27 protein-coding genes and 1 pseudogene are annotated in these 26779 nt (G+C 41.1%); 6 read left to right on the top strand and 22 right to left on the bottom strand.

The annotated features are described in order from the left end of the window. Positions 1-699: 699 nt before the first annotated feature. From BW986_RS01215 to BW986_RS01175, 10 genes are all read right to left on the bottom strand, one after another. The gene (locus tag BW986_RS01215; protein WP_076364377.1) at positions 700-1842 is read right to left on the bottom strand and encodes a mannitol-1-phosphate 5-dehydrogenase; all 1143 of its coding nucleotides are present in this window, start codon (positions 1840-1842) and stop codon (positions 700-702) included. Positions 1843-1847: 5 nt separating this feature from the next. After that, positions 1848-3938 carry a BglG family transcription antiterminator gene (locus BW986_RS01210; protein ID WP_076364375.1) on the bottom strand — a complete coding sequence of 697 codons (2091 nt, stop codon included), beginning with the start codon at positions 3936-3938 and terminating at the stop codon, positions 1848-1850. An 86-nt stretch (positions 3939-4024) separates the two neighbouring features. Then, positions 4025-5968, bottom strand: coding sequence for a PTS mannitol transporter subunit IICBA (locus BW986_RS01205; protein WP_076364373.1), 1944 nt, complete (start codon positions 5966-5968; stop codon positions 4025-4027). Between the two features lie 201 nt (positions 5969-6169). Continuing rightward, entirely contained in the window at positions 6170-7462 is a 1293-nt protein-coding gene (locus BW986_RS01200) for a CitMHS family transporter (protein WP_076364371.1), read from the bottom strand. A 249-nt stretch (positions 7463-7711) separates the two neighbouring features. Continuing rightward, positions 7712-8593 (bottom strand): helix-turn-helix transcriptional regulator, encoded by an 882-nt coding sequence (locus tag BW986_RS01195; protein WP_076364369.1) that lies wholly within the window; start codon positions 8591-8593, stop codon positions 7712-7714. Between the two features lie 119 nt (positions 8594-8712). Further along, positions 8713-9402, bottom strand: coding sequence for a response regulator (locus BW986_RS01190; RefSeq protein ID WP_076364367.1), 690 nt, complete (start codon positions 9400-9402; stop codon positions 8713-8715). 11 nt (positions 9403-9413) lie between these two features. Continuing rightward, a complete protein-coding gene (locus BW986_RS01185; RefSeq protein WP_076364365.1) occupies positions 9414-10991 on the bottom strand; it encodes an ATP-binding protein in 1578 nt (525 codons plus the stop codon). Positions 10992-11235: 244 nt separating this feature from the next. Next, complete coding sequence (locus BW986_RS29950) at positions 11236-11439, bottom strand: hypothetical protein (RefSeq protein WP_179085975.1); 204 nt, start codon at positions 11437-11439, stop codon at positions 11236-11238. Further along, positions 11375-11794 carry a collagen-like protein gene (locus tag BW986_RS01180; RefSeq protein WP_076364363.1) on the bottom strand — a complete coding sequence of 140 codons (420 nt, stop codon included), beginning with the start codon at positions 11792-11794 and terminating at the stop codon, positions 11375-11377. Before BW986_RS01180 ends, BW986_RS29950 begins: the two co-directional genes overlap by 65 nt. A 349-nt stretch (positions 11795-12143) precedes the next feature. Then, positions 12144-13052 (bottom strand): DNA-3-methyladenine glycosylase family protein, encoded by a 909-nt coding sequence (locus tag BW986_RS01175; protein ID WP_076364361.1) that lies wholly within the window; start codon positions 13050-13052, stop codon positions 12144-12146. Positions 13053-13262: 210 nt separating this feature from the next. Here BW986_RS01175 and BW986_RS01170 point away from each other — a divergent pair, with 210 nt between their 5' ends. Together BW986_RS01170 and BW986_RS01165 are read left to right on the top strand one after the other, a co-directional pair. Then, positions 13263-13859, top strand: a complete 597-nt coding sequence (locus BW986_RS01170; protein WP_076364359.1) for a bifunctional transcriptional activator/DNA repair enzyme AdaA — start codon at positions 13263-13265, stop codon at positions 13857-13859. Next, positions 13849-14373: a methylated-DNA--[protein]-cysteine S-methyltransferase gene (locus BW986_RS01165; protein WP_076364357.1), complete on the top strand. Its 525-nt coding sequence runs from the start codon at positions 13849-13851 to the stop codon at positions 14371-14373. Before BW986_RS01170 ends, BW986_RS01165 begins: the two co-directional genes overlap by 11 nt. Before the next feature lie 58 nt (positions 14374-14431). On the opposite strand, the gene BW986_RS01160 is transcribed toward BW986_RS01165, so the two are convergent. From BW986_RS01160 to BW986_RS01145, 4 genes are all read right to left on the bottom strand, one after another. After that, positions 14432-14875 carry a DUF2690 domain-containing protein gene (locus BW986_RS01160; RefSeq protein WP_179086009.1) on the bottom strand — a complete coding sequence of 148 codons (444 nt, stop codon included), beginning with the start codon at positions 14873-14875 and terminating at the stop codon, positions 14432-14434. 83 nt (positions 14876-14958) lie between these two features. Continuing rightward, positions 14959-15420, bottom strand: coding sequence for a DUF2690 domain-containing protein (locus BW986_RS01155; RefSeq protein WP_076364355.1), 462 nt, complete (start codon positions 15418-15420; stop codon positions 14959-14961). Between the two features lie 372 nt (positions 15421-15792). Then, complete coding sequence (locus tag BW986_RS01150; protein WP_076364353.1) at positions 15793-16419, bottom strand: NUDIX hydrolase; 627 nt, start codon at positions 16417-16419, stop codon at positions 15793-15795. 7 nt (positions 16420-16426) lie between these two features. Beyond that, positions 16427-16693, bottom strand: coding sequence for a transporter suffix domain-containing protein (locus BW986_RS01145; protein ID WP_311316524.1), 267 nt, complete (start codon positions 16691-16693; stop codon positions 16427-16429). A gap of 178 nt (positions 16694-16871) precedes the next feature. Between BW986_RS01145 and BW986_RS01140 the strand changes: the two genes are divergently transcribed. Then, positions 16872-17651: a copper homeostasis protein CutC gene (locus BW986_RS01140; RefSeq protein ID WP_260320507.1), complete on the top strand. Its 780-nt coding sequence runs from the start codon at positions 16872-16874 to the stop codon at positions 17649-17651. A 195-nt stretch (positions 17652-17846) separates the two neighbouring features. Here BW986_RS01140 and BW986_RS31180 read toward each other — a convergent pair whose 3' ends face one another. The 4 genes and pseudogenes from BW986_RS31180 to BW986_RS01115 all read right to left on the bottom strand — a co-directional run. Next, positions 17847-18263 carry a UPF0715 family protein gene (locus BW986_RS31180; protein ID WP_076366207.1) on the bottom strand — a complete coding sequence of 139 codons (417 nt, stop codon included), beginning with the start codon at positions 18261-18263 and terminating at the stop codon, positions 17847-17849. 137 nt (positions 18264-18400) lie between these two features. After that, entirely contained in the window at positions 18401-19255 is an 855-nt protein-coding gene (locus BW986_RS01130; RefSeq protein ID WP_081395465.1) for a putative protein N(5)-glutamine methyltransferase, read from the bottom strand. 109 nt (positions 19256-19364) lie between these two features. Beyond that, complete coding sequence (locus tag BW986_RS01125; RefSeq protein ID WP_076364351.1) at positions 19365-20102, bottom strand: MerR family transcriptional regulator; 738 nt, start codon at positions 20100-20102, stop codon at positions 19365-19367. A 649-nt stretch (positions 20103-20751) separates the two neighbouring features. Next, positions 20752-20915 (bottom strand): annotated as a pseudogene (locus BW986_RS01115) (recombinase family protein); the annotation flags it as partial. Positions 20916-21040: 125 nt separating this feature from the next. On the opposite strand from BW986_RS01115, the gene BW986_RS01110 reads away from it, so the two are divergent. Continuing rightward, positions 21041-22156, top strand: a complete 1116-nt coding sequence (locus tag BW986_RS01110; RefSeq protein WP_076364347.1) for a GerAB/ArcD/ProY family transporter — start codon at positions 21041-21043, stop codon at positions 22154-22156. Further along, on the top strand, positions 22153-22245 hold the full coding sequence (locus tag BW986_RS31175) for a winged helix-turn-helix transcriptional regulator (protein WP_076364345.1): 93 nt from the start codon (positions 22153-22155) through the stop codon (positions 22243-22245). Before BW986_RS01110 ends, BW986_RS31175 begins: the two co-directional genes overlap by 4 nt. 312 nt (positions 22246-22557) lie before the next feature. On the opposite strand, the gene BW986_RS01100 is transcribed toward BW986_RS31175, so the two are convergent. After that, positions 22558-23406: a pentapeptide repeat-containing protein gene (locus BW986_RS01100; protein WP_076364343.1), complete on the bottom strand. Its 849-nt coding sequence runs from the start codon at positions 23404-23406 to the stop codon at positions 22558-22560. A 228-nt stretch (positions 23407-23634) separates the two neighbouring features. Between BW986_RS01100 and yyaC the strand changes: the two genes are divergently transcribed. Further along, positions 23635-24207 carry a spore protease YyaC gene (yyaC, locus tag BW986_RS01095; protein ID WP_076364341.1) on the top strand — a complete coding sequence of 191 codons (573 nt, stop codon included), beginning with the start codon at positions 23635-23637 and terminating at the stop codon, positions 24205-24207. Between the two features lie 180 nt (positions 24208-24387). Here the strand turns inward: yyaC and BW986_RS29945 are convergent, their stop codons facing one another. From BW986_RS29945 to BW986_RS01085, 3 genes are all read right to left on the bottom strand, one after another. Next, positions 24388-24534, bottom strand: a complete 147-nt coding sequence (locus tag BW986_RS29945) for a hypothetical protein (RefSeq protein ID WP_179085983.1) — start codon at positions 24532-24534, stop codon at positions 24388-24390. Positions 24535-24589: 55 nt separating this feature from the next. Then, on the bottom strand, positions 24590-25900 hold the full coding sequence (locus BW986_RS01090) for a CitMHS family transporter (RefSeq protein WP_076364339.1): 1311 nt from the start codon (positions 25898-25900) through the stop codon (positions 24590-24592). A 173-nt stretch (positions 25901-26073) separates the two neighbouring features. Beyond that, positions 26074-26778 (bottom strand): response regulator, encoded by a 705-nt coding sequence (locus BW986_RS01085; RefSeq protein WP_076364337.1) that lies wholly within the window; start codon positions 26776-26778, stop codon positions 26074-26076. Position 26779: the final 1 nt, after the last annotated feature.

Here is a 26779-nt window from a genome sequence, read left to right as displayed (position 1 = left end):
ATTACAGCTTTGCCTTACTATCATGACAAATCAGGCAACGCATTGCCGAATGCTTATCCGAAATCAAACTATGTAATGCCTCGAGAGTAAACCTTAATTTACGAGTATTTGTGCCAAACTCACGAGTATTTGCTCCAATCTCACGAGTAAATGAACCAAACTCACGAGTAAATGCGCCAATTTCACGAGTATTTGCTCCAAACTCACGAGTAAATGAACCAAGTTACGAGTGAACGCTCTAAATCTCGTGCATTACCCGCAAAATCTTGTGTAAAATCAACCTACTCGTGTTTGAACACCCATTCACGAGTATTTGTGCCAAATTCACGAGTATTTGCGCCAATTTCACGAGTATTTGCTCCAAACTCACGAGTAAATGAACCAAACTCACGAGTATTTGCTCCAAACTCACGAGTAACGGCTCTAAATCTCGTGCAATAGCACCCAAAATCTTAAGTAATTGCGCCTAACTCTTGATGTACTGCACCAATCTGGATTTTGTAAAACCTAATCTCATAAAAAATCTCCTTTCAAACAAATCAAAATGATTACGATTTACACTGTAAACTGTCTTCCATTATAAAACGTAATGATTACTGTTTACAAGGTTTTTTTGAGTTTTAAAGTTTAGCGTATACATAATTGGCTTTTTGATTAAGAAAAAACTCCTGAAAAATGATTTCAGGAGTTCTTCGGCTTTTATTTCAAGTTGTTGTAGTGGTTGATAACTTCTTTGGTTATTTCGTTATTTTCGTCCAATCCGCTAACTTCCTTAAGTGCGGTAGCAATACCGTGTTCTTTGATCATCGTTTGCATTTTTTGGGCTTCTTCATCTTCGTTAAAATCAAAGAGTAAAGCGGCGGCTATCGCTTTCGCCAGATTAGTATAGGAAAGTCCGGCTTTTTTAGCTTCTACGGCAGGGCGGACGAGGCGGTCGTTTGGCCCGAGCTTGCGCAGCGGTGAACGGCCGACTCTATTCACCGAGTCATTCAGGTAGGAGTTTTTAAATCGATTAATGATTTTTTCGATATACTGCTGATGCTCATCTGCATCCAAACCGTATTGCTTTATTAAATAGGCGCCCGTTTCCCCTAGGGTATTCTTGACTTGCTCTACAATGCCTGCGTCCTCCAATGATTGGTCAATCGTCGATTTTTTATTTTTGAGATAACCGAGGTAAGCAATGACAGCATGTCCTGTATTAACGGTGAACAGTTTTCTCTCAATGAATGGAGCCAGTTCTTTTACAATGGTCATCCCTTCAACTGCAGGAATGCTTTCATCCGTTTCAACGACCCATTCATAATAAGGTTCCACCAAAACATCGAGTGATCCTTCGTTATTTTGGATAGGAACGATGCGATCGACTGCTGAGTTAAAGAAGTATACTTTACCAGCTAGTTTTTCTTTTGTATCTTGATCCAAGTTTTCTAGAATGTAGCCTTCTAAAAGGTCTGTTGCCGATATTTGGTTTTCACAAGCTATCACATATAGTTTTTCATCGGTTTCCTTCACCCTTGCGGCTAGTCCTTTTGCAATTAAAGGAGCGATATGAGGCAAAATATTGGGACCGATAGCAGTGGTGAGGTAGGTTGCTTCGGAAATTGCTTTAATGATTTCCTCGTCCTGCTTTAAGCTGTTTAAACCCGAAACATTTTTTACTGTTACGGATTCTTGTTGATCAGTAGCCAGTTTGACTTGATATTGCTTTTTATCATTTAACTGATCGATGATTTGATCGGCTATGTCCACAAAAGTCACATGATATCCAGATTGTGAAAAGAGTGCTCCGATAAATCCTCTTCCAATGTTTCCTGCACCGAAATGTACTGCTTGTTTCATTACAATCATCCCTTTATCAAGTTAGTATATAAATAATCCAAAAATATGGCTTCCAGCCTTCTGTTAATCATTTCCTCGTCCGAAGATGAAAAAATCATGATGGATTCATTGCTTTCAATTAAGCTCGAGCTTATTAAGCTGACGATTTCCTGCTGCTTCACACTCAATTCTTCAGGTGCCAGCATCAACAGTAAATTTTTCATATGGACGTCATTTCCATCCATACCTTTGACCAGACGATATTCCTCCAGGTGCGCCACCTGGAATATCAGTTCTTTCACATTTTTGTGTCTCGTATGGAAAAGGCCCATTCCAGTGCCAGGAATGCCTAAACCACCTTTTTTTTCCCGTTCGTTCAAGGATTCGACCACATCACCCGCACCCATTAGAAGTGATTCTTTTTCAGCCATCCTGACCATTTCTTCGATGATTTCTGGATGTCCTTTCAGATGCGGCAGCCGATAAAACCGGAAATTATCCATGATCGACTCGATGCTCTGCTGGGCATCTTTCAATTCCTGCAGCACTTCTTTCAATTCGCCATCCTCTTTTTTGGTCAGGGTATCCTTATGGGCTGAATGACTGCCATAACGCTTATTCTTCGTGAAGTTTTCGATATTCTTCCTTAAATAATTCCTGATGTTCAATATATTCTCTTCACTCAAAAGAGGGGATACAAGAATATAATCACTATCGATATACGGAAGCCGGACGGTAGAAATGATTACATCATAGTTTTTCAGGCTGCCCTGCTGCTGGATGTCTTTGATCGTCTTGATTTCGACAGTCTCGATTTCGATGATTTCTTTTTTGATCCGGCTTGCAAGCATCTTCGACGTGCCGATACCTGTCGGGCAAACGATGAGTGCCCTTATTGATATTTCTTCTTCCCGCAGCACTAATGCAGATCCGAAATGCAGGACGATGAAGGCTATTTCATCTTCAGGAAATTCTTTTATTTCTTTGAATCCCTTTTCCAGACTGGTCTTTACTGCCAAAAAGAGAACCGGATACTTTCGTTTAATATCTTCGGTTAAGGGGTTGTACAATCCCATTTCTTGTTTGATCCGGAAAAGCGATGGTTCCATATGGGCAAGGAGCCCTTGATACAATGGGAAATCCTTGGTCAAATCGATTTGCAGTTGTGCCGAAACATCTTTTATCAGGTTTCTTATCAGTTGGCCAAGCAACACACTGTCATATGGAACGGCATCCGCCGCATGAAGCTTGGAACCTTTAAGGATGGCTGCCAGGTAGCTTATATCATCGATGGTAAAAGAGACTTCCAGCATGGTGCTTAGTTCCTTGCCTATTTTATTCATGAGATTATTCTCATCGGAAAGTTCGCTTATTTTCTTGAAGTCCTTCTCCAAAAAAAATTGGCTCTCATTCCTTTGCAGGGTCACATAAATATGTACAATCAACCCTATATACCCGCTATCCGCCAAACGGGAATGGATACTGTTAAAAGTGGAAAACAGCACCCCATCGATAGCCAGAAGATATTCGGGATCGAAATAGTCGAGGATTTTCGCCTCTGGGAATTTTCCTTCTTGCAACAAAAATAAACTTTCAATCAACTCTTCATTAAAAAAGTGCAAAAAATAGGCGGCCTGGGCTTTCCGTTTATTTTCTTCGGTTCCGGCAAGCTCTATTCCGACTCCCCTTTTTCTCGTAATCACGATATTGAAATTCTTTAACCATTCAGTCAGTTCGTCTAAATAGGTTGTAAGAGTCGTTATGCTTATACCGAGATCCCCCGCAAGAACTTGGGTTTTATATGATTCTTCCTGCAGTAAAGCTAAAAGGAGATGTAACTTTCTTTCTTGTGGCGTTTGATCGATTGGATGATTGCCCATCAGGTGCTGTACAAGCCGAAAGACTTGTTCATTCTTCCCGTCGATGGTCAGTCCCTCATGTGTATTGCGTGTTAAATGCAACTCAAATGATTGCAGGATTTTTTCTATGGACTTCAGATCACGTTGAACAGTCCGGACACTGACATTCAATTGTGTCGCAATGGATAAGGCTGTATGTTTTCCAGAAGTTTTTATGATCAATTCTATGATTGATTTTTCCCTTGAAGTAATATACATGCTACCAACTCATTTCAGGTGGAGTAACACGAGAAAATACTGAATAGAAAAGCGTAAAACGCTTTTCTATTCTTGGTTAAGTTTATTTAATTATTTCCGACATTTATAATATTCATCAATTCCCTGGCTGACGTGGCTTTAACCATCTTTTCGATATTCTCCATCTCAGAGCAGGTAACTGCAATGCCAGATAGAATTTCAAGATGTGTCCCGTCCTTGCCGGCAATGCCGAATATCAATCGTGCCTTTTGGCCGTCAAAGTCGACACCATCAGGAATTTGTAAAACGGTAAATCCGGATTTAAGAACATCTTTCTTAGCTTCCTCAGTTCCGTGCGGAATGGCTACATCATTTCCCATATAGGTCGAAGTCAATTCATCACGGGCAATCATTGCTTCAATATAGCTTTCCTTAACGTAACCTGCATTGACCAAAGCTCTTCCCGCAAAGCGAATCGCTTCTTCCTTATTGGCGAATTGTTGATTAAGGAAGACGTTTTCTTCGCGAAGCAATTCATTATCATCCTGTTCATCATCGTTGATGCCAGGTTCGATAGAATGTTCACGAACACCGGGAACCTTCTCTCCAGCATCTTCGACGATTTCATGCAGCTCATCGGTGCCATCGTCCTGAAGCCGTGCAAGCAATGAATCGTATTCAGGGCTCGATAGGAAATTATCGACGGATACATGATAAGCATTCGGTACTTTATTCTGTGCCCTTGGAGTTAACTCTTCCTGTGTTATGACGATTTGTGCATCAGCAGGAATGTTCGAGATCGCCGTATTGGTCACGGTGATATTCAATCCGGCTTCCTTCACCTTCTTGCGAAGCAGCGAAGCTCCCATCGCACTTGATCCCATCCCAGCATCGCAGGCAAATATTATTTTGCTGACGTTTGTTGGCATCGTTCCCGGATCTGAAGCGAATACATCGGCAACAGAGCTTTTCTTGCCTTTCATTTCTTGCATTTTTTTCGCGGCATCTTCAATATTCTCTTCAGATTGCTTTCCTGTTTTCAGGATGAATGCACCGACGATGAATGAAACAAGGGCGGCTACGATCACGCCTGCAAAGTTAGCAATATAAGCGCCCGCATTATGCGGAGTTACTGCTGTAATGGCAAGTATGCTGCCTGGAGAAGCAGGAGCGAACAATCCTCCGCCTAGCAGGACCAATGTGAATACTCCACTCATGCCTCCGAGAATGACCGCTAAGAATAACATCGGCTTCATTAGGATATAAGGGAAATAAATTTCATGGATCCCGCCGAAGAAATGAATGATGGCAGCTCCTGGAGCCGATTTCTTCGCCGTCCCTTTTCCAAAAAAGCAATAGGCAAGCAATACGCCGATACCCGGTCCAGGATTCGATTCCAGAAGGAACAGGATGGAAGCCCCTGTTTGTTTAACTTGCTCTACACCGATTGGTGATAGTACACCATGATTGATCGCATTGTTCAAGAACAATACCTTGGCAGGCTCGATCAGGATACTTGTCAACGGCAGTAAACCTGTACCGACAAGCCAATCGACTCCTGCTACAAGCCAGCCTGTAAATACGTCTACAGCAGGCCCGATGGCCAAGAAGGATAGAATGGACAATAAACCGCCAATTATCCCCGCTGAGAAATTATTAACAAGCATTTCAAAACCGGCTTTTATTTTCCCTTCAATCAATTGATCGAATTTCTTGATGACATAACCGCCGAACGGTCCCATTATCATGGCGCCGAGGAACATCGGGATATCAGATCCGACGATGACACCCATTGTCGCAATGGCACCGACTACGCCGCCACGGTGGTCATGGATTAGCTTACCACCTGTATACCCAATTAAAAGCGGCAGTAAAAACGTAACCATCGGTGTAACCATTTTGGCAAGGCTTTCATTTGGCAGGAAACCAGATGGGATGAATAGGGCAGTGATTAGCCCCCATGCTATGAAAGCTGATATATTCGGCATGACCATTGAACTTAGAAAGTTACCGAACTTTTGAACTGCAACTTTTATATTAAAGTGAGCCATTTTGCTCTCTTCCCTTCATATTGATATAGTTTCCTTTAATTTTAAGGTACGTACCTTCCGCATTCAATAAAAGTAAAAGCTAACTTTGTCGCGAAAGAGAAGACAAACATAATGTATCTCACTTTTCCAGATTTATTCAGCACTTGATGCAGACAGAAAAGAGTCCCGTTCGCATCTTGACGAACGGGACTCTTTAGGACTTTATAGTGGGATGATTCCCAATAGGACACATACCAGTATCATGACAAGCGTCGATCCGCATGCCCATTTCAGGAAGGTGCGCTGCAATGCACCGAAATCTTCCCCTACCATTCCAACCAATAGATAGGTAGATGGAACAAGCGGGCTTAATAGATGGACGGGCAACCCTAATAGTGAAGCTCTGCCGATCATGGCAGGGTCAATTCCATAAGCAGCTCCCGCTTTAGCAAGCAATGGGAGTACACCATAATAAAATGCATCATTAGACATGAAGAACGTAAATGGTGCTGAGATGATGGCCGTGATGACAGCAAAATGTGCGCCCATTTGATCTGGAATATGCTGAATCAAAGAGTTTGCCATGGCATCGACCATTTCCGTACCGGCAAGGATTCCAGTGAAGACACCTGCTGCAAAAATCATCGAAATTACAGATAAAGCATTGTCTGCATAGTTTGCCACACGCTCTTTTTGATCACTGAGTTTCGGATAATTAACCGTGATGGCAATGGCAAAACCTATCATGAACAGTACCGCTGAAGGCATAAGCTCCATGATCAGCGCCACTAGCAATGTAAGAGTCAATGCGTAATTGAATATTATCAATTTAGGACGCTTAAGATAAGCATCTTCCGTTGCAGCTGCTTGCTGTGCCATAACACGATAGTCGACTTCTATGATCCCGATTCTTTTTCTTTCTTTTTTACCCATGCAATATGCCATGAAAAGGACGAACAGGACTCCGCCGATCATCGCTGGAATGACAGGGGTGAAAACATCGGACATATCAAGTTTTAATGCGGTCATCACCCGCGCTGTAGGGCCTCCCCAAGGAAGAAGGTTCATGACTCCAGATGATGAAACGGCAATACCGGCCAATACAAGCGGCCTCATGCCAATCCGTTTATAGAGCGGAAGCATGGCTGAAATCGTTATCATATATGTGGTTGTACCATCTCCATCCAAGGAAATCAGCAAAGCCAGGACTGCCGTGCCGATGGCAATTTTCACTGGATCTCCTTTTACAACCTTAAGTATCGTATTAATGATTGGATCAAAAACGCCAGCATCGATCAAAATGCCAAAGAAAAGGATCGCAAATAAAATCATTATTCCAGTTGGCGCAACGTCTTTGATCCCTTCCAGCGCCATCTCACCCATTTTACCGCCAAACCCGCCAATAAGTGCAAAGGCACTTGGCACTGCAATCAAAGCTATCATGGCTGAAAGTCGCCTTGTCATAATTAATATCATAAACGTAACTATCATCAAGTATCCTAATAAAGCGAGCATATCAATCACTCCTTATCTTCTAATAAGGTAAATTGTATATGAAACCGCTTCATTTGTAAGCGTTATCAATTTATTGTGTTTTAAAACTATTTTGTTAATTTTGTTCATTGTGTTCACGGAAACGATTTTTCGAGACTGAACCGGCGCCACTCCCCGGGTTGTATGGCGGGTTCTTCAAGGAAACGATTGCAATTATTAAGAAAACTTAGACTATATCTTCATTGCTGGCAAAGGCATGATACAGCGCATTTATTCTTCAAAAGATAGATTTGCCGGTCCATCCAAGAGGTCACAGCCGTAATCTATATTGGTCGTTGGTGTATCTTTACTGACTTCCTCGAATTCTAGTTCATCGATCCATACTTTGCCACGCCCTGATAGAAGGACCCCGAATGAAATGATGGCACTGTTTTCGGGTACATCCAGGACAATATAATAATGGTTCCATTCCGTATCGTTAACGATGGGCCGGTTCCCCATATTGTCGAATTGCAAAACATCATGAAGGGCATTATCCACCCTCATCCATAAGCCACAAAATCCATCAACATCTTTTGATTTTAAAAAACCCGACAGTTTCATTCTTTTACCAAGGTAATTTTCCGCCTTGAATTGTTGCATCATCGTTGCAAATTCCTCCTTGGATTCAGCAGTGACGGATTTCAGGAAACCTGATGCCTGGCCTTTATGGAATGTCTCCCGGTCAATTCCCATTTTATAATTGAATGGATGACTCCCGCTTAAATTCCATCCTTTTAATAATTGTTCGTTTTTCATCGTCATTTCCTCCTTTTGCAAGGTTAATTTACTTACGAGTTTCCGATATTGCCCTGGCGGCAGTTCATAATATTTCTTAAATGAACGAGTAAAGGATTCTTGTGTTTCAAAGCGGTAATAAAAAGCGATGTCGATTATTTTTTCATCTGTATAAAGCAGCATGTTAGCTGCATTGGCGATCCTTCGATATCGAATATATTCTGATACGGTCACACCAACCTCCTTGTGAAAAATACGATGGTAATGATATTTCGAAAAACCTGCGAATCGTGCGATGTTTTCCAAGGATAACTCCTCTTGTAAACTATTCTCTATATATTCAATCGTTTTTTGGATGATGGGACTGTATCTCATTTCCGAACCTCCTTAAGAATAAGATAACAGATTAAAACATCGTTTTTTTGACAAATATTGCTTTTTTGAAACCTGCATAAAAAAACACCTTCAATCTTGAAGGTGCTTCACACTTAATTCTATTGAACTTTATAATATCTTCGCTCAGGTCTTCCCACTACCCCGTATACGACTTCCGCTTTACATTTCTTTACGGATATCAAATATTCCAGATAGCGTCTCGCGGTTGTCCTGGAAGCGCCGATCTGGCCGCTCACTTGCTCAGCCGACAAACCGATATCGCTTGCTTTGAGTACCTCGATCACTTTCGCCAAAGTGATTTCGTCGACCCCTTTCGGTAAGGCCGGCCCATCGTTCGTTTCCGAAATCGCAGATCCCTTATTCAAAATGAGATCAACAAAATCCTGATCTATCTCTTGTTTCGATTTCATCAGATGGACTTTCTTCAGATACTCTTCGATAACTTGATTGAAGCGCTTCATTTCCACTGGTTTAATTAAATAATTCTCTACACCATAGTGTAGCGCCTTTTCAAGTTGGTCTTTATCCGTTGCCGCGGTAATCATGATGATATCCACATTCGGGAACTTTTTCCTTATGTCCGGAAGGAGGTCTGTACCAAGTTGATCTGGCATATATACATCAAGCAATAGCAGATCCGGGCTTTTTTGTTCCAAGATCCGAAGCGTTTTTTTGGCATTGACGGCTTTTCCGACCACTTCTATTTCATCAAAGTTTTTTAAGAATTTTTCATGGATATCCGCAACACGAAAATCATCTTCTGCGATGACTGCTCTTATCTTCAGCATTCTTTCCCTCCTCACTTTTCTTTAGGAAGATACACGGTGAATATTGTGTTTCCATCCTCGCTGTAAACTTCGATGATGCCGCCAAGCTCTTTGACAACATGATCAGCATTCGCAAGTCCATAACCACTCGGACTTCCGCTGTTTTTCGAAGTGAAACCCCGATCGAAAATGTGGGCGATGGCATCCTCAGGTATTCCTTTTCCGTTATCACTCACTTCAAATACCATATCATTTCCGATATCTGTGGCGAAAAATTTCACGAGCGGCTCTTCCACGCTTGAAACCGCTTCAAGTGCATTATCAATAATGTTGCCTAGAATCAATGTTAATTGTGACAATTTTATATGATCCGGCAGTTTCTCTAGATAACTTTGGGTGTCTATTTCAAAGATGATCTTCTTCTCCGATGCCTTCCCTATCTTTCCAAGTAAAAGGGCTTGTACCTTTGTATCTTTTATCTGTTCGAACACGACACGGTTCAAGGAATGCAATTCGGATGTTTCGCTTTGAATCATATCTATTGCTTCATCATATTCGCCTAATTGTATCAAACCTGAAAGGACGTATAGTTTATTGGTGAACTCATGGGTTTGTGCCCGTAAATCCTCTGAATGCATCTTCACTTCCGATAATGTGTTGACCATTTCCTCAATTTCCGTTCGATCACGGAACGAAGCGACAACACCGCTTACCCCTTCACTATCGAAGATTGGCGTACAATTGACGATAACGGATTTGTCTTTCCATGAAATCTCCTTATCCACCTGCGGTTCACCGGACTTCAGCACTTCAAATAAATATTTCGAAGGAAATAGGCCATCCACATTCAAATGGCGAACGGACTCTTTAATATCCAGCAATTTTTTTGCCGGCTGATTCATCGAGGTAATCAACCCATTTTGGTCAATGGCCAGAATCCCCTCTTTCACCGATTGAAGCACTGCATTTTTTTCTTTATATAAATTGGCGATTTCGAATGGTTCCAGCCCCAATGTATCTTTACGTATGCTCCTTGCCAGCATATAACTGCCAATGATCGATATCATGATGGCCACTAAAGATACAATCATCTCTTTCGACAAGTCCTTGAAAATTTGGGCGCGGACATCGTCAACTAAAAAACCGACGGAGACGATTCCAATTATTTTTCCATCCGCATTGAATACCGGTGACTTCCCCCGAATGGAAAGACCGAGTGATCCTGCCGCTTCGGAGACATAATATTCGCCTTCCTGAAGGGCCCTGGCATTATCCCCGCCTTCCATCCGCTTCCCAATTTCGGAAGCCAGCGGATGTGAATAGCGAATTCCCTCTTTATTCCCGACTACGATGAACTCAGCCCCTGTTTCCCTGCGGATCTTTTCGGCAATCGGCTGAATTGTGCGAGCGGGATCATCCGTTTCAAAGGCATCCGTTACGGTAGGCATGAAGCTAATCGTCTTTGAAAGTTCCAACGCCAATTGACCTTTATCCTTCGCTATTTGCCTTCCTTCCATATAGGAAAAAGTAGTCGTCAATAATATAATCAAAAACAGGCTCAACGATAAGACTAACCCGAGAATCTTGGTTTCCAGTGATACTTTCCTCATATTCAACAGCATCCTCTATTTTCATTTTCATTCACTAAATTTTATAGGAGCATAATGATTTTACCATTTCTATTAAATATTGAACATTGTTGGCCGTTTATTTCGCCACATTCAAAAACGAAGGAATATATGACTATTTAAGAAAGAGTGTCACTCCGATCATGATATGAGGATCAAGTCGCAATTGTTTTACACCATGTATCTCCTTTCCCTAGTCGGAGTGATGACCGCTTTTGGGGGACATTCAACGATAGGCTTTTCCTTTAATGATGTTTTTCTTTGGATAGTGCTGCTTCTGTCTTGCTGCCATATCTTTTCGTATTGGAAGCAAAACAATCAGAAACATAAAATGCTCAAAGGAAACATCTCCTTTGAGCATTTTTTCAAAAACAGCTAAATGAATTGATTTGTCTTGTATCGATACCAAAAAACGTCCAGAACCTGCCATTCCACCTGAAGCCGGCAACAGAACGCGGACCGACGAAAATAGGGTAATACCAGAAACGTGCACCATTATTAAGCCATATAAAAGTATTCCTGAACAGGCAAAACGAAATGGCACCTGGATCTATGGCAAATGTTGAAGCCGATTGCTGTTGGGGGATAAATGCTGGCGGGGGAGCTGTTGGTGCTTGCGAACCCGGCGGTGGACCTGGCTGCCCTGGAAATTGAGGCGCACCGGGAAAACCGGGTTGGCCTGGAAAGCCCGGTGATCCTGGGATGCCCGGAAAGCCGGGTAGACCAGGAAACTGCCGTTCAAGATAAACTTGATCTTCATAATGATACGTTGGGTACATATACATGGTCATTCACCTCTATATGATTGAATGTAATAAGTTATGATATATGGACTCAAGGTGTTTGGGCTGGAAATGCAATTTATCTCCGAATTTAGATATATATTAACGCAATCTGTAGTTTTATCTCCGAATCTAGAGCTATATCGACGCATTCTACTATTTATCTCCGAATTTAGGGATATATCGACGATTTCTACTGTTTTATCTCCGAATTTAGGGATATATCGACGCATTCTACTGTTTTATCTCCGAATTTAGAGATATATCGACGCATTCTACTTTTTTATCTCCGAATTTAGAGATATATCGACGCATTCTACTTTTTTATCTCCGAATAGGGATATACACGAAGTCAATATAGCAATCTCCATAAATAGAAGGTCGCATAGGATTCCCAATCGGCCCACGCTTCCGAAAGTTTCAGGATTTCCGCTTTCGTTGGTTTTGCTTCCGTTTCCATGACCAGTTTCATGGAATTATGCAGACCGACGTCATCGATGGGAAAGGCTGCGGGAAAACGCAAACAGCGCATCAAGACATAGTTCGCTGTCCACGGACCGATTCCCCGTATTTTGGTCAGCATTTTTTCGGCCTCTTTTACATCCTTTGCACTCAACAGCTTTTCTATAGTAAGTTCCCCTTCTGCAATCAGTTGAGCGACGCCTATTAAATATTCACACTTCTTCACCGTCATCCTCAAATCGGCAAAATCTTCGACCGTCAATTTCGCGATCACATCAGGCTTTGGAAATAGCCAATATTGCTTTCCTTCGAATTCAACAAAATCACCAAATCCCTCCACAAGCCTCCGTTTCAAGGTATAGGCATAAGTCAAGTTAATCTGCTGTCCAAGTATTCCCCAGGCAATCGCTTCAAATAAATCCGGGATGCCCATATTTCTCAAACCGAAGAATTGGCTTACCGGCTTTTGCAATAAAGGGTCATTTTGGGCCAGCTCATAAAAAGGAAGCAGGTTTGTCTCAAGATCGAACCAGTGACGAACGTATTGGGAAACAGCATCCTTTACCTGATTATCCATCGGTGTTGTTCGTCCTGGAAACCGCACGGTCAGCTCCGTTTCATTCATCGCACTGATTTCCACTAGGAGTGTCTCGTTTTCGACAACAAGTGCTCGATAAATTTTTTGATCAACAATATCGAACAGACATTCATTGGAGGATCTTGATAAGTATGTAAGATTTTCCGAAAAACTAAACTCCTTTGGTGCATGAATCCTCAATTCAATCATGCCTTCATCCATTGATAATGTCCTCCTTTGTCATATTCTCTTTATTCTATTGAAAAATGGATACGTTATCTTGCGCTTTCATTCAACTCCCTTATTTTAACAAAACAATCCTATCCATAGGAAAATTTCCCCTTATTTAATCATTACGTTATCTTGCTTTTATATTATCAAAATGTTTGTATATCACCCCTTTCTTGTATACTAAAAGCAGAGGTGAATGTGTTGAATCCGAAAAAAGCAGATTTCCCGAATGAATATTGGAAAGCTATTATAGATTGTGATGCAGCATATGATGATCATTTTTTATATGGAGTAATAACGACGGGCATCTTTTGCAGGCCCTCCTGTAAATCCAGGGTGCCGAATAAGGAAAACGTGAAGATTTTCAAAAATGCCATGATGGCTTTGGAAGAAGATTTCCGGCCTTGTAAACGATGTAAACCGGAAGGATTGAATTTGCCGACAGAAGAATGGGTTGAACAAATAGCCGAATGGATCGACACCCATTACACCGAACCCCTTACATTGAACAAATTGGCGGATATTTCCCACGGCAGCCCCTATCATTTACAACGATCATTCAAGCGTGTGAAGGGGATATCGCCAACTGAATACATTCAACGGCTACGCCTTGAAAAAGCAACGTGGCTGCTGGAAAAGTCCGAACAGCCAATAACTGAAATAGGCTTGGCTGTCGGGTTCTCCAGTACACCCTATTTCATGGCGCTATTCAAAAGGAAAATGGGGAATACCCCTTCAGGATATCGGAAAGCTTATCTCAAAACTCAAGCTTTGGAGCGTGATGAAAATGAAGAATGATAAAGAACAAACCATTGATTGGTCCATATTGCGTTATGATAGGTGGCAGTTATATGTGGCCAAAACGGAAAAAGGGCTTTGCTATATAGGCTCACCCGGTCAAACGTATGAAGAACTGGAGTCTTGGCTACAAAAACGCTTTCCAAATGCGAGACTTATTGAAAATGAAAAAGCATTAACACCCTATCTAAAAGAACTCCAAGAATATTTCGAAGGGACCAGGCAGACCTTCTCTCTTCCGACAGATGTAAAGGGCACGCCCTTTCAAGAAGAAATTTGGGCAGCGCTAAATCAAATACCTTACGGAAAAACCTGTTCCTATTCCGATATTGCCCAAATCATCCAAAGACCTGCAGCTGTTCGGGCGGTCGGTACGGCCATTGGTGCCAATCCTGTTCTGATTACGGTGCCATGTCATCGGGTCATCGGAAAAAACGGGAAAATTACCGGTTACCGTGGAGGTACGGAGATGAAACAATATCTACTTCACTTGGAAGCGGAAACGAAAGTGTGACTACAATCTGACCGCAAAAAAAAGCATCCTGCCAAAGGATGCTTTTTGCCTTTGTATTTTAGTACCAAATGGTCACCGCTTTATTATATGCATCACTATTAGGGATCGCATGTATCCCTTGGGCCTGTGCCTTGCGCGGGTCATAATCATATACCATTGGTGTATAGCACGAGGTCTGCCCTTTGTTCACGACACCATTGCCCCCCGAACTGGCACATGTATAGGCCTTACCATCAGTACTTCGGACGATCCTGGCGTCCGCTTCATGGTTGTATACGGCGGGACGTGTCACGGTCACTTTTGCCCAGGCGGTTTTACAGACAGTGCTGAATTTCAATTCTACGTACGAATTTGAATCGATCCATTTTTTATCCTTCGTTACCGCCGAACTTGCACAACTATTATAGAATGGACTTTTTCCATCATAAGTATGTGTTTCGGCCAGAGCCTGATTTTTTCCAAACCCAAAGTCGACAAGAAACATCGACAGTGTCATCACCATGGATAAACCTATCATTTTAAGCTTTTTATTCAATTCATTCATCCTTTCTTTCCATAAAAATTGATGAAGGCTTTCCTTTTTCATTAATACCAGTCGGTTTCACCTGCTGTATATGGCCAAAAAGCGACCGCTTTTGCTTTTCGCGGATCTAAATCATAGACCATTGGTGTATAGCATGACGTTTGACCTTTATTTATTTCGCCATTTCCTCCAGGAGATGCACAGCTAAATTGTTTATTATCAGTATTTCGGACAACCAAAGCCGTTGCCTCCCCATCTGCTTTAGCCGGTCTGCTTAGAGTGAGCTTTGCCCAAGCCGTTTTACAAGTCGTGCTGAATTTCAACTCCAAGTTGGCGGAAGCACCGTTGGCATAAATTTTCACGGCCTTCTTCGTTACTGCACTATTCGCACAATTATTATAGTAAGGACTTTTTCCATCATAGGTGTGTGTTTCTGCTGATGCTTTGCTTGCAAAAAGATCAAGGGAGCCAAAAAGGACTAAAGAAGCTACAAAAAATGAAATACATAAAACCATTTTCTTCATTATCTCACTCATCCCCTTAACAAAATTTGTACACTGTTCATCTTACAATTTTGTCATATTCTTACAAGTGATAAATTCCCTAGTTCATGAAAAACTACATCTCCACCTTTAACTTGCAGCCTGCCATCACTATTACAGTCTAGTATGTCTCGCTTTATCAACCGAATCACCACAGGACAAAGTCATTATCCCTATGAGCGATTCAGGACAAATAAGGTAACAACTAAGGACTTTTGCGTATCGAGCTGAGACAAAACGAGCCAATAGACTGCAGTTGATCAGGAAAGATACAGGTCGATGTACTTAATGTTTTTTTAAAGAAAAAAGAAAAAGCCCCGACAAAACTCAAATCGTTTTGCCGGGGCTTCATTTTCATTTAGCGAGGTTTTCCCTGATCAATCTAATGATGCTTTCATAATAGGAAAGATCATGCGGAACGAACTCGTCCCGTCCAACATACCGATCGATCATCATCCTACGGCCTTCGTGATTCATTTCAAATCCCTTAATATTCACTTTGTCCTCCGCTCCGGTCCAAAGCTCTTCGAAGTCATTCAGCGCAACCTTCACCATTCCGGAAACCTCTTCTGGCTGCAGGGTGAAATCATCGAAGCTATGTGCACTTTCATATAGAAAGACGTTTGCCAGTTCTTTGTCGATGAAATCTTCTTTCGTTTGATGGTATTCAATGATCCCTAATGGAACCAACTCGTCAAAGGAAACGTCAATGCCTATTTCTTCTTTAATCTCCCTGACTCCGTCGTATACCGTTTCATGAGCCAGCAAATGGCCTGCAGCCGTAATATCCAATAGGTTCGGATAATCTTTTTTCATCGCACAACGATGCTGAAGATATAGGTGATCCACGCCCGCTTCCGAACTTGCGAACCAGCAGTGGAAAACCTCATGCCAATGCCCCAATCTATGTACTTCCTCACGCGAAGCCACGCCTGTTTGTATGCGATTGGAATCGAAAACTTTCAACAACTCAGTTTCCATGGAAGCTTCACCCTTTTTCTTTTCTCCAATTTTTCGGGTTTAAATAACCTTTATATTTAGCAGCCACTTCTTTCCCGACCAAAAGCGCGCCTGCCCAAAACATGACTTCCGCAAAGACGATCGCACCTGTTATGACCCCTGCTTTAGCCGCAGTCGAAAATGGCGTAAAAGGAGCTACGACAGGAATGATCCAAGTGAGAAGGGAAATGATCAGGAATCCCATCCCTACTTTGTAAAACCTCGACTTCTTTACTTCCTTAACTTCTTTATCCAATTAAATAACCTCCGTCATGATGATTTTCATTTAATTACCCTGCCAAACATTCCACTTTCAAATATACCATTGAATATATTCTTTTTTTATACGTTTGATTGTTCATTTCGTTTCATAAATATGAGAAATAAAGAAATTCCATTTGAGGAAAACTAGTGCAGGTATTTGATAAGAGGTCATGGTATCCATTAATGAATTGACTTTACTATTCTTAATGGATTTAATAATCTTATACAAACTGTTCTTAAAACACTTGCATGCAGGAAAGGAAAATCCAATGTACATTGAATTCATTGCCACAACGATAGAAGATGCCATTATTATCGAAGAGTCGGGCGCAGACCGAATCGAGCTTGTCAGTTCTTTGTCCGAGGGGGGATTGACTCCCAGCCACGCCCTGATAGAAGCTGTCGTCCATTCAGTAAAGATTCCAGTCAACGTGATGGTAAGGCCTCATAGCCAGTCGTTTTGTTATACGCAATATGATTTGGAAATCATGAAAAAAGATATTCAAATCATTCGATCACTGGGGGCGAACGGGGTCGTATTGGGTGCATTAAATGAAGAAAATGAAATCAATCTACCATACCTCGAAGAACTATTGACAGTATGTGAAGGGTTGGAGATTACATTTCACCGGGCCATCGATGATACAAACGACCCAGTCATTTCAGCTGAAATGCTGGCACGATATCCTGAAATCACAACGATATTGACGTCAGGTGGGCATGGGGATTTCCCCAGCCGCATGAACACGATTCAACAAATGAAAAGAGTCTGCGGCGACATAGCGATACTGGTTGGAAGCGGCTTAAATAAGGATAATATCCTTGCTATCCATTCCGAACTGCATACCGGCCACTATCATTTTGGTACGGCTGTTCGAAAAAACAACAGTATCATTGAAGGAGTTACATTAGAAAAAGCTAAGGAAATCGTAAACATGCTAAAGAAATAATGTTGGAAAGGGACCGCTTCTTTGGTCCCTTTTATGATGTAGATCTCTTTTTTTGTAAAAGACTGTTTTCGCATACTTTATTGCTATTTACCAAGTAAAGCGGTGTAGTTGATTTCCCCTCCAGATGCTCACCTGCCCCGCTGCTCCCGCAGGAGTCTCGCACTTGCTCTCTAATCAACCTTAAATCGTTTTGTTTCAAAAACAACAATCTTTACGAAAAGAGCCTTGTAAAAAGACCGAGTCCCAAAACCAAAAAAATAATGCCGCCGAAAGACTTATTGCATAGTGATTCATTGTAGTTAAAACTTCCATACTGAAGTCAAAATTGAGCACCGAACTATAAATGAATACAGCCAGCAAAGAGAAAAAAATATAAAGGCATAAATAAAGTAAACTGAATTTTTTAGGATGTTTATTGAAAAGGACCTGTAGCGGAACGGCAAATAATAAATAAGGGATAATGACATAAAAAGACAACACGATAATACCAAGCAACCCCCAGGAGCCCCAGCTAAACATAACCATCCCTGTGGAAAGCGACAGACAGGATGAGACTAGACTAAAAAAATAATAAGGAATTACATCGCTTAGATCCGAGACCTTTTGACTCATTTTCCAAAGTTCCATTTTAACCCATACCTCGAGATGACTGAATTTTTTTATTTCTGGATTGCCCATCATGTTTTTTCCTTAGACATAACTTCTTTGTTGCATTCGTTATAAGAAGAAACACCTCTAAAAACAGTTCTTTAGAGTGTGGGCCTAGTTCCAATTACGACAGTGGCGTCCAGTTCATCACACTTTACCACCCGTGGCATCATTCCGTATCTACCAAAGATTTCTACGGTCTGCATCGCTTGCCGCTCACTGGTCTCGACTAACAAATGGGAGCCCGGTGCCAACCAAAGTGTTGCCGAAGCCGCCACCCTTCTCTGAACATCAAGCCCATCCGCCCCGCCATCTAATGCCACCCTCGCCTCATGCATGCGCGCTTCATGGGGTAAAAGACCGATTCCCTCAGTAGGGACGTATGGTGCGTTTGCGACAAGTACGTCAACACGTCCCCGTAAATTGGCCGGAAGCGGTTCATAGAGGTCCCCTTCGTATACCTGACCATTGACTGAAATGACGTTACGACGCGCGCACCGCACCGCTGCTGGGTCAATGTCGACGGCGTACAGCTCGATATCTTCGAGAACATCGCCCACAGCGGAACCAACCGCGCCCGTGCCGCAGCACAAGTCCACCACGACTGCTCCTGGCATAGCGAGCGCTGCCGCTTGGCGGACTAAAAACTCGGTCCTTTTGCGGGGTACGAAGACTCCGAGATCAACCTCTAACCGGATACCGCAGAATTCCACCCAGCCGATGACGTGTTCAAGGGGCAAACCCGCAATCCGTCTATCCACCATCCCGGCCAGTTCGGCCGTTGTCCCCGCCGCGATGATGAGCAACCGGGCCTCTTCCTCGGCGAAAACACAACCTGCGGACCGAAGTTTAGTGACGATGCTTGTATAAATGGCATCTCCATTAAAAACAGCCACTTTACTTCCATCAACATCATTGATTTCCCCAAGGTTAAAGGCGGCATTCCTAAATTCCATAAGTTTCCCCCTATTCTCTATAAATCCGAATATTATAAATATTACCATAACTCCCTTTAGCTATAAAATAAGAAGGTTGCCGGAGCAACCTTCCATCTAATCTTGGGATTCAATTTTTGTTAGCGTCAGCAAAATGCCCCATCGCATCGCACATGAATTTTGCTAAACCATCACCGTATTTGTCGATATTTTTGGTGAAGCGTTGATCATCGACGTACATTTGACCTAATCCTTTAAAAGCATCCAGTGAGTATGTGCCGAAGTTATTGTTCAAACAATCATACCATTCTTTAATTGCCTCTTGTGCCTCCTCCGACTTGGGCGAGTCATTTCGGATTGACGCAAGTTTTATATAGATATCCGATACAATTTTCTGTGCATCTTTGGACATGCCCGCCACTTTTGCCTTCGACTCATCGACAGCTTTATCCCCCCAAAGCCTGCGGGCTTCTTCTTCATATGGATTCTGACTGAAGTCAAATCCTTCAAATTTTTCTTTATTCGTCATTTGAATTTCCCCTTTCATATGCTTAATCGATTTTTCGACCGTCTTAATTAATTTATCGAGCTGCCTGCGTTTCTCCAGTAACATTTTTTGATGTTGCTTTAACGCATCCTGTTTATCGAACGAAGAGCTGGTTATCATCTGTTTTATTTCCTTTAACGACATGCCAAGTTCCCTGAAAAACAGGATTTGCTGCAACATTTCAAGATTATCATTCGAATAGAGGCGATAACCTGAATCGGTTATTTCCTCTGGCGATAATAACCCGATTTCATCATAATAATGCAGTGTCCGCACACTAATTCCAACTAAATCGGCCAGCTCTTTCACTCTCATTGCCACGGCTTCTACCTCCTTTCGATATCATTTACTTTAAGGTATTACGCAACGTCAGAGTCAAATGGAAAAATGAAAATTTTCCGCCCGATTATAAAAGACGATCCTTCCTAATGAAGAATCGCATGTTAGTATAGTTCACTCTTTGTAAAAGTTTAGGATTAAAGCCAAATCTATGTATTAACTTTCCCATTACACGTTAGTTTCTGTCTTTTACTTTTGCTGTTTTTGCATACTTTGTTTATATTTACCAAGTGAAGCGGTGTGGTTGATTTCCCCTCCAGATGCTCGCTTTCCGCGGGGCGGGCGGTGAGCCTCCTCGGCGTAAACGCCTGTGGGGTCTCACCTGTCCCGCTGCTCCCGCAGGAGTCTCGCACTTGCGCTCCAATCAACCTTAAATCGTATTGTTTTAAAAACAACAATCTTTACGAAAAAAGCCTTTACTTTTGAGTTTGCGCCTTATACTCGGGTCACTTTAGGTGTTATTTTGCACTTATTTTACGTGAATAACAAAAAGGTCCGGTACCACAGTTCGTGTAACCAGGGGCAAAGTAGACAATAATCATGCAGCATCTATACTTTGCTCCGTTCATTATTTATTGTCTGTGTTACCATCCTGTATCTTCCGGTATAGAGTCATACAAGAGATACCGGCCTATTCAGCAGCATCCGTACGACTCATCCCTTGATCCATTAGATATAAAGCTTAATTCACCCTTTCCTCATCGGTTTTCGTCTTCCGGAATTTTCCCCTCGTTTCCTTGCACCCTGAATCCCTTCCTTTGTCCTTTCAGAAGTTAAATCTCTTTCAAATTGAGCAAATAAGTCCGACTTTAAAATACGTTTAAAATCCCCAAGGAAAGCCCAAAATGCTTATATATCACAAGAAGAAGAGAGTTTAAATGAACTATGGATTTTTGTTAAATAAAGAAGGTGGAAAATAGATGCTGGATACCGAAAAAATATCAGCGCACCAATATAGAACACTAGTGATTTTTTTTACGATCGGGACAACAATTATCACTGTTCCGACAACAATGGCCGCCGAGGCGAAACAGGATGGTTGGATTGGAGCTGTTTTAGGTGTAGCTGTTGGGTTAATTATCATCTGGTTCTACAGCAAGCTTGGGCTGTTGTTTCCTGAAAAAACGTTTGTAGAAATGCATGAAAATTTGTTTGGAAAATGGATTGGTAAAATGATTTCTCTTTTTTTTCTTTCCATGTCATTTTTATATGGATCTGAACTTTTGTTCTATGTAGGAAAATTTATAAGTATACAATTTTTCCCGGAAATACCTATAGCCGCAATTAATATTTCAATGGCCACTATTGTAATCATGAGTGTTCGTCTTGGATTAGAGACGTTTACCCGTAGCGCTGAAATTTTCATTGTGTTTTTCTTCATTCTTTTTATTATTTTAACAGTTTTTATTGCTCCTCAAATCAATCTTGAAAACCTTCAGCCTGTATTTGAAGTAGAAACTAAACCATTGTTAAGGGCAGTCTTTTTCTTTGTAGAATTCTCTACTGTTACTTCCGTAGCGTTGTTAATGATTTTTCCGGCTTTTGTAAATCAACCTAAAGCCGCAAGTAAATCTTTCATGATTGGATACCTAATCGGCGGTCTTGTAATGATTATCGTCATCTTCTTAACTATATCTGTACTTGGAGCTGAGAGTACTGCCAGGCATAACTATCCCACTTATACACTAGCGAGAAAAATTAATATAGGAAATTTTGTACAACGAATTGAAGCAGTATTAGCTATCATGTGGATTCTTTCCATCTATATGAAAATGACAATTTATTTATATGCTGTTGTTATCGGTATCGCACAAATATTAAATTTAAAAAATCATCGACCTTTAATAGTACCTTTGGGGGGAATTAGTGTACTCCTTTCACTCGTAATGTTTTCGAATGTCATTGAGCAACAAACTTGGGATCAGGAAATTGCAGTATTTTTTTCATATACCGTTGGGTTTCTTTTACCTTTAATCATGCTTTGCATCGCCGTGTTTCGGAAAATGGTCAAGGTACAAAACAGTTCGAGGAAATGAACCGTGCGATTCCTGGAATCACAAAGCAGGTGCTGACCATTCAACTTCACGAAATGGAAAAAGACGGATTGATATCGAGGAAAAAGTAGAATATCAAGTAACATGCTTTGGTTTGAGTTTAAAGCCCAGTTGGAAGAGACACCGACGAATAATGAGTCCGTGATTAGTCCAAGAAAAGGGCGCGATTGAACAATAAACAGTTGCTTTTTTTACTAAACAGATCAAAATGGTCCTATAAATGATTTGATGTAAATTATTAAGAAACCCAGCCTATCTTCTCATGTGAAGGTAGCTGGAGTTTTAAAGTTGGATGTGCAAAGTAACACTCGTGAATTTAAAAACTTTCTTATTCATGAAGCGTTTGCTCTGCATGAAAATTAGCGCCGATCTTAGCTTTACTTCTACCTCCAATGATCGGGAATGCTTAATGAGAGCGGTAATTTTGTCTTCATATCGCCTTTAGCCGAGTTAATCTGTGCTTGTGTGATAAAGAAACTTCCGGTAAGATTGGCACCGCTTAAATCAGCGTCCCTAAAGTCTGCACCGATAAGATCCGTCACTCTCATGTCAGCTTCTCTGAGGTCGGATGCGATAAGCAAAGCTCCTCTTAAGTTCTCTCCCCTAAGGTCAGCACCTCTCAACTTTGCCCCGATAAGGTCACTTCCCCTACCTATTTTGTTCTGTTTTTTTTGTTTTTTCTTAGTTGAAACCTTAGCACGTACGAGTTCACTTGTGCGCAGAAGTAAATCATTAACGATCGCTCTATGAGCTGGTACATTCAGGTCCATGATAGACTTTGGACTTTGCTTAGTGAGATAATCCGTTTCTTCAAAAGCCGCTTGCAATTCCCGGTGAAGAGGTTGCGCATCTTCTAAATTCAGTGCTTCATTTAAGTAGCAAAGCATTTCATGAAGTTGTTGCATAATAGGAAAAACCTCGAACATTTCCTTTGCTGACAATGGGTTGTCTCTCCAATCGTTTCCATTATATGTGAGTTGAGATACCTTTTGACCGGCACCGAAGCATTCATAAACCGTGCAGCCCTTATATCCTTTTGCTCTGAGGTTTTCATGGATGCCGCAACGATAATCCGATTGCAGGTTTGAACATGGTGTTCCTCCATCTTTATCAAATGCAAAATCAGCAGATTTTGCATAAGGCAAAGCTACACAGCACAAACCAAAACAATTTTCACAGTCTGCACGTAAATGATTAAGAATACTATCGTTATTGGTTAATTGGTTAAACAATACATACACTTCCTTCTATTAAATAAAACCAATCGTTTCATACTAGTAGATTTTTTGTTTTCTTCTATTTTATCAAAAATTCCAGTAAATCTATATATTAACAAAATACAAGTAAACACGAAATGAGGTAATGAGAGGGAAAACAAGTGATCTCCAAATTATTAATCATGTTATAATTTCTACAAGATGTCACGGGACTCTAGTTGAATAAGATAAGGGAGTGTAGGCATGTATCCTTTTAATGGCCGGAAAAAAGGGGAGACAAAAAAAGAAATGCAGTATTGCAACTACACGTTGGAAACAGAGGCAGAAGGAGATATAGACGAAATGTCTTTTCAAATTGCAAGAATTCTTCGGGCAACTTCCAAAGAGATCATCTTTTTATGTATTGGTTCAGAACGTTCTACAGGAGATTCATTCGGACCTTTAGTGGGGACGATGCTAAGAGAAAAACAAGTACCTTATCATGTCTTTGGAACACTCGCAGATCCTGTTCACGCTCTTAATTTGAAAAGTGTTTTGAAAGAAATAAAAAAGCAATTTAATAATCCCTTTATTTTTGGCATCGATGCTTGTTTGGGTGGTTATCATCAAATTGGTTCCATTTTTCTGACAGAAGGTCCTTTTAGCCCTGGTGAAGCCATGAATAAATCCTTACCTGAATTGGGTGATTATCACCTAAAAGCCGTCGTGAATTATTTAGATCCCCCTTTCCCCCAACAATCCTTAAATGATACGAGTCTGGATACTATCATGAACCTGGCGAAGATTACCACAAGAATCATTGTTAAAACCGTCTAAAATAATAGTAAAACCCCAATAAAGCTTTAGCTTTTTCGGGGTACACTTAAATGCATGGTCTTGAAGGAAACTCGAATGTTTTGTGTTTTAATCATCATATTTTGTAAAGTTCCGCTTCCAATTTCATATTAACCTTTTATTGTTAACTAGCCATAAACACCTCTACGATTCATACTATCATTATGCTAAACCTGGGTCATTATAGTAAATGATTTCTGAAAGAACCTTATTGCCTTGAATATTCCAGAAAACTTCCCTTGCTGCTTGTTCTGTTTCAAATTCATACATTACAATATCTCTGTTTTGATAGAGTGTGATGACCCACATTGAAAATCCTCCAATTTAAAAAATATCGATTTGCTCAATCGGCAAGATAGGGTAACTATATGACTCCCAAGATTATCGCTGCTATTGTCATGACAGTGACAGTCCCTAATGCCCATTTCACGGCAAACCGCTGTAAATCCCCAAAGTCAGTGCCCACTAAACCTATTAGCAAATGTGCTGCAGCTACCAAAGGACTCAATACGTGTATCGGCTGCCCTATTAACGAGGCGCGCCCTATTTCTGCCGCGCTGATTCCATAAGCATCAGCGGCCTGAGCGATAATTGGAAGTACGCCAAAATAGAATGCATTATTAGACATAAAGAAAGTAAATGGGGCACTTGCATACGCTACAATTACCGGTAAAAATGGTCCTAAAGGTTCTGGAATAAGCGAAACCAACGTAATGGCCATTGCATCAATCATTTTCGTTCCAGACATGATGCCGGTAAAAATCCCGGCTGCAATGACAATTGAAACAACGGCCAATGCATTTTTCGAATGAACGGCTATTCGATCCTGCTGATCTTTCAGATTAGGATAATTGACCAATAAGGCTACGGCGAAAGCAATCATGAATAAAATGGTCAAAGACATAAAATCAATGATTAAAGATGCCATGAGCACAATCGTTAAAATGAAGTTGAACCAGACCAATTTCGGTCGACGATAATCATGGGAGACCGTTGTTGCCGCTAACTCGGAATTGGCTTCTGAATTCATTTCTTTAGTGTGATTATGCTGGATCTCCACTACGCCCAATCTCTTTCGTTCCCCTTTTCCCAATATAAAAGCCACGACAAGAACCCAAATGAGCCCAAAACCCATGACAGGAATCATTGGCAAGAACAATTCCGATGCGTCAAGATTTAACGAAGCCATTGCCATAGCGGAAGCTCCCCCCCAAGGTGTCATATTCATTACACCCATGGATAACATGGCAACAGTGGCTAATATTATTTTGTTCATACCTAAACGCTTATATAGGGGTAAAAGAGCTGAGACCGTAATGATGTAAGTAGTTGTACCGTCCCCATCTAATGCGACGGTCATTGAGAGAATAGCGGTTCCCAAAACTATTTTTAAAGGATCTCCTTTTACTATCTTCAATATTTTAGAAATGAGAGGATCAAATAAACCCGAATCTATCATTATTCCAAAATATAAAATCGCAAATAAAATCATTATGGCTGTAGAAGCTATTCCTTCAACACCATCCTGCATCATGGGTCCCAGTTCTGTAAAAAACCCTCCGATCACGCCAAATATGATTGGAACGAGCATAATGGCCACTAATGCCGATAATCGCTTCGACATAATTAAATACATGAATACAGCAATCATGGAAAATCCTAAAATGGATAACATCTTCAAGCTCCCTTCTGTTTAACGCCACCTGTTTTGATAGCGCTTTCTTTAGAGACTATCATCCATCAAGCCTTTTTCACATATAATGAAAGTAATAAGAGTTTTAATCATTTTTTTCACGCCTGAAAAAGAAAAAACCCCCATTGATGAAAACGAACTTCATCAACAGGGATTTAAAGGTGTTTTATTTTATATTTTCTTTCAGGCCTTCCAATATTTCCATACAAAACCTCAACTTCCATTTCATCACAGGATACTAAATACTCCAAATACCTGCGCATGGTTGAATAACTAATTCCAACTAGTTGACCTAGTTCATCAGCATTTAAACTGCCATTGACGTTTTGAATCTTACTTCTGACCATTTTCAAAGTATGTTTGTCAATCCCCTTGGGAAGAGGATTTATTTGGATATCATTTGCTTTATTTGGGTTACTTATGGTCCGAAAAAGAGTATCGACTTTATCTTGATTTACTAAGTTGTTATTATGCAGCTGCTGTCTCGTCAGGTCGTATTGGTTGAGCGTCGCTAGAAGCTTATCGATAATGATGGGTTTTATTAGGTAACCAAAAGCCCCTCCCCTAATCGCTTCACTGACTGTTTCGGTATCATTTGCTGCGGTGATCAGAATTACATCAATGCCCCGGTATTCTTTCCTAATTTCCCGAAGAAGGTCAATTCCATTCATATCCGGTAAAAAGATATCCAATAAAATTAAGTCCGGCTGTGCGGCATGTAATATATTTAACGCTTGCTTGCCTGTGCTAGCCGTAGCAATGACAGTAAATTGATCTAATTGATTGGTAAATTGTTTATATATATTCACTGCATTCTCGTCATCTTCAACAATGACAACTGTAATCGGTCCTTTGGGCATT

This window comes from Peribacillus simplex, assembly GCF_900156045.1.
Taxonomy (GTDB): Bacteria; Bacillota; Bacilli; order Bacillales; family DSM-1321; genus Peribacillus; species Peribacillus simplex_D.
This window is presented reverse-complemented; position numbering and strand designations above follow the sequence as displayed.

Bases quoted from the DNA above. Each gene is read 5' to 3' on its own strand.
- BW986_RS01205 (WP_076364373.1), bottom strand. From the start codon at position 5,968: ATGGCTCACTTTAATATAAAAGTTGCAGTTCAAAAGTTCGGTAACTTT.
- BW986_RS01210 (WP_076364375.1), bottom strand. From the start codon at position 3,938: ATGTATATTACTTCAAGGGAAAAATCAATCATAGAATTGATCATAAAA.
- BW986_RS01160 (WP_179086009.1), bottom strand. From the start codon at position 14,875: ATGGTGATGACACTGTCGATGTTTCTTGTCGACTTTGGGTTTGGAAAA.
- BW986_RS01085 (WP_076364337.1), bottom strand. From the start codon at position 26,778: ATGCCCAAAGGACCGATTACAGTTGTCATTGTTGAAGATGACGAGAAT.
- BW986_RS29945 (WP_179085983.1), bottom strand. From the start codon at position 24,534: ATGTGGGTCATCACACTCTATCAAAACAGAGATATTGTAATGTATGAA.
- BW986_RS29950 (WP_179085975.1), bottom strand. From the start codon at position 11,439: ATGGCAGGTTCTGGACGTTTTTTGGTATCGATACAAGACAAATCAATT.
- BW986_RS01185 (WP_076364365.1), bottom strand. From the start codon at position 10,991: ATGAGGAAAGTATCACTGGAAACCAAGATTCTCGGGTTAGTCTTATCG.
- BW986_RS01180 (WP_076364363.1), bottom strand. From the start codon at position 11,794: ATGTATATGTACCCAACGTATCATTATGAAGATCAAGTTTATCTTGAA.
- BW986_RS01175 (WP_076364361.1), bottom strand. From the start codon at position 13,052: ATGGATGAAGGCATGATTGAATTGAGGATTCATGCACCAAAGGAGTTT.
- BW986_RS01190 (WP_076364367.1), bottom strand. From the start codon at position 9,402: ATGCTGAAGATAAGAGCAGTCATCGCAGAAGATGATTTTCGTGTTGCG.
- BW986_RS01165 (WP_076364357.1), top strand. From the start codon at position 13,849: ATGAAGAATGATAAAGAACAAACCATTGATTGGTCCATATTGCGTTAT.
- BW986_RS01110 (WP_076364347.1), top strand. From the start codon at position 21,041: ATGCTGGATACCGAAAAAATATCAGCGCACCAATATAGAACACTAGTG.
- BW986_RS01090 (WP_076364339.1), bottom strand. From the start codon at position 25,900: ATGTTATCCATTTTAGGATTTTCCATGATTGCTGTATTCATGTATTTA.
- BW986_RS01215 (WP_076364377.1), bottom strand. From the start codon at position 1,842: ATGAAACAAGCAGTACATTTCGGTGCAGGAAACATTGGAAGAGGATTT.
- BW986_RS31180 (WP_076366207.1), bottom strand. From the start codon at position 18,263: ATGAGTCAAAAGGTCTCGGATCTAAGCGATGTAATTCCTTATTATTTT.
- BW986_RS01130 (WP_081395465.1), bottom strand. From the start codon at position 19,255: ATGGAATTTAGGAATGCCGCCTTTAACCTTGGGGAAATCAATGATGTT.
- BW986_RS01140 (WP_260320507.1), top strand. From the start codon at position 16,872: ATGGTATCCATTAATGAATTGACTTTACTATTCTTAATGGATTTAATA.
- BW986_RS01195 (WP_076364369.1), bottom strand. From the start codon at position 8,593: ATGAGATACAGTCCCATCATCCAAAAAACGATTGAATATATAGAGAAT.
- yyaC (WP_076364341.1), top strand. From the start codon at position 23,635: ATGTATCCTTTTAATGGCCGGAAAAAAGGGGAGACAAAAAAAGAAATG.
- BW986_RS01150 (WP_076364353.1), bottom strand. From the start codon at position 16,419: ATGGAAACTGAGTTGTTGAAAGTTTTCGATTCCAATCGCATACAAACA.
- BW986_RS01155 (WP_076364355.1), bottom strand. From the start codon at position 15,420: ATGAAGAAAATGGTTTTATGTATTTCATTTTTTGTAGCTTCTTTAGTC.
- BW986_RS01200 (WP_076364371.1), bottom strand. From the start codon at position 7,462: ATGCTCGCTTTATTAGGATACTTGATGATAGTTACGTTTATGATATTA.
- BW986_RS31175 (WP_076364345.1), top strand. From the start codon at position 22,153: ATGAACCGTGCGATTCCTGGAATCACAAAGCAGGTGCTGACCATTCAA.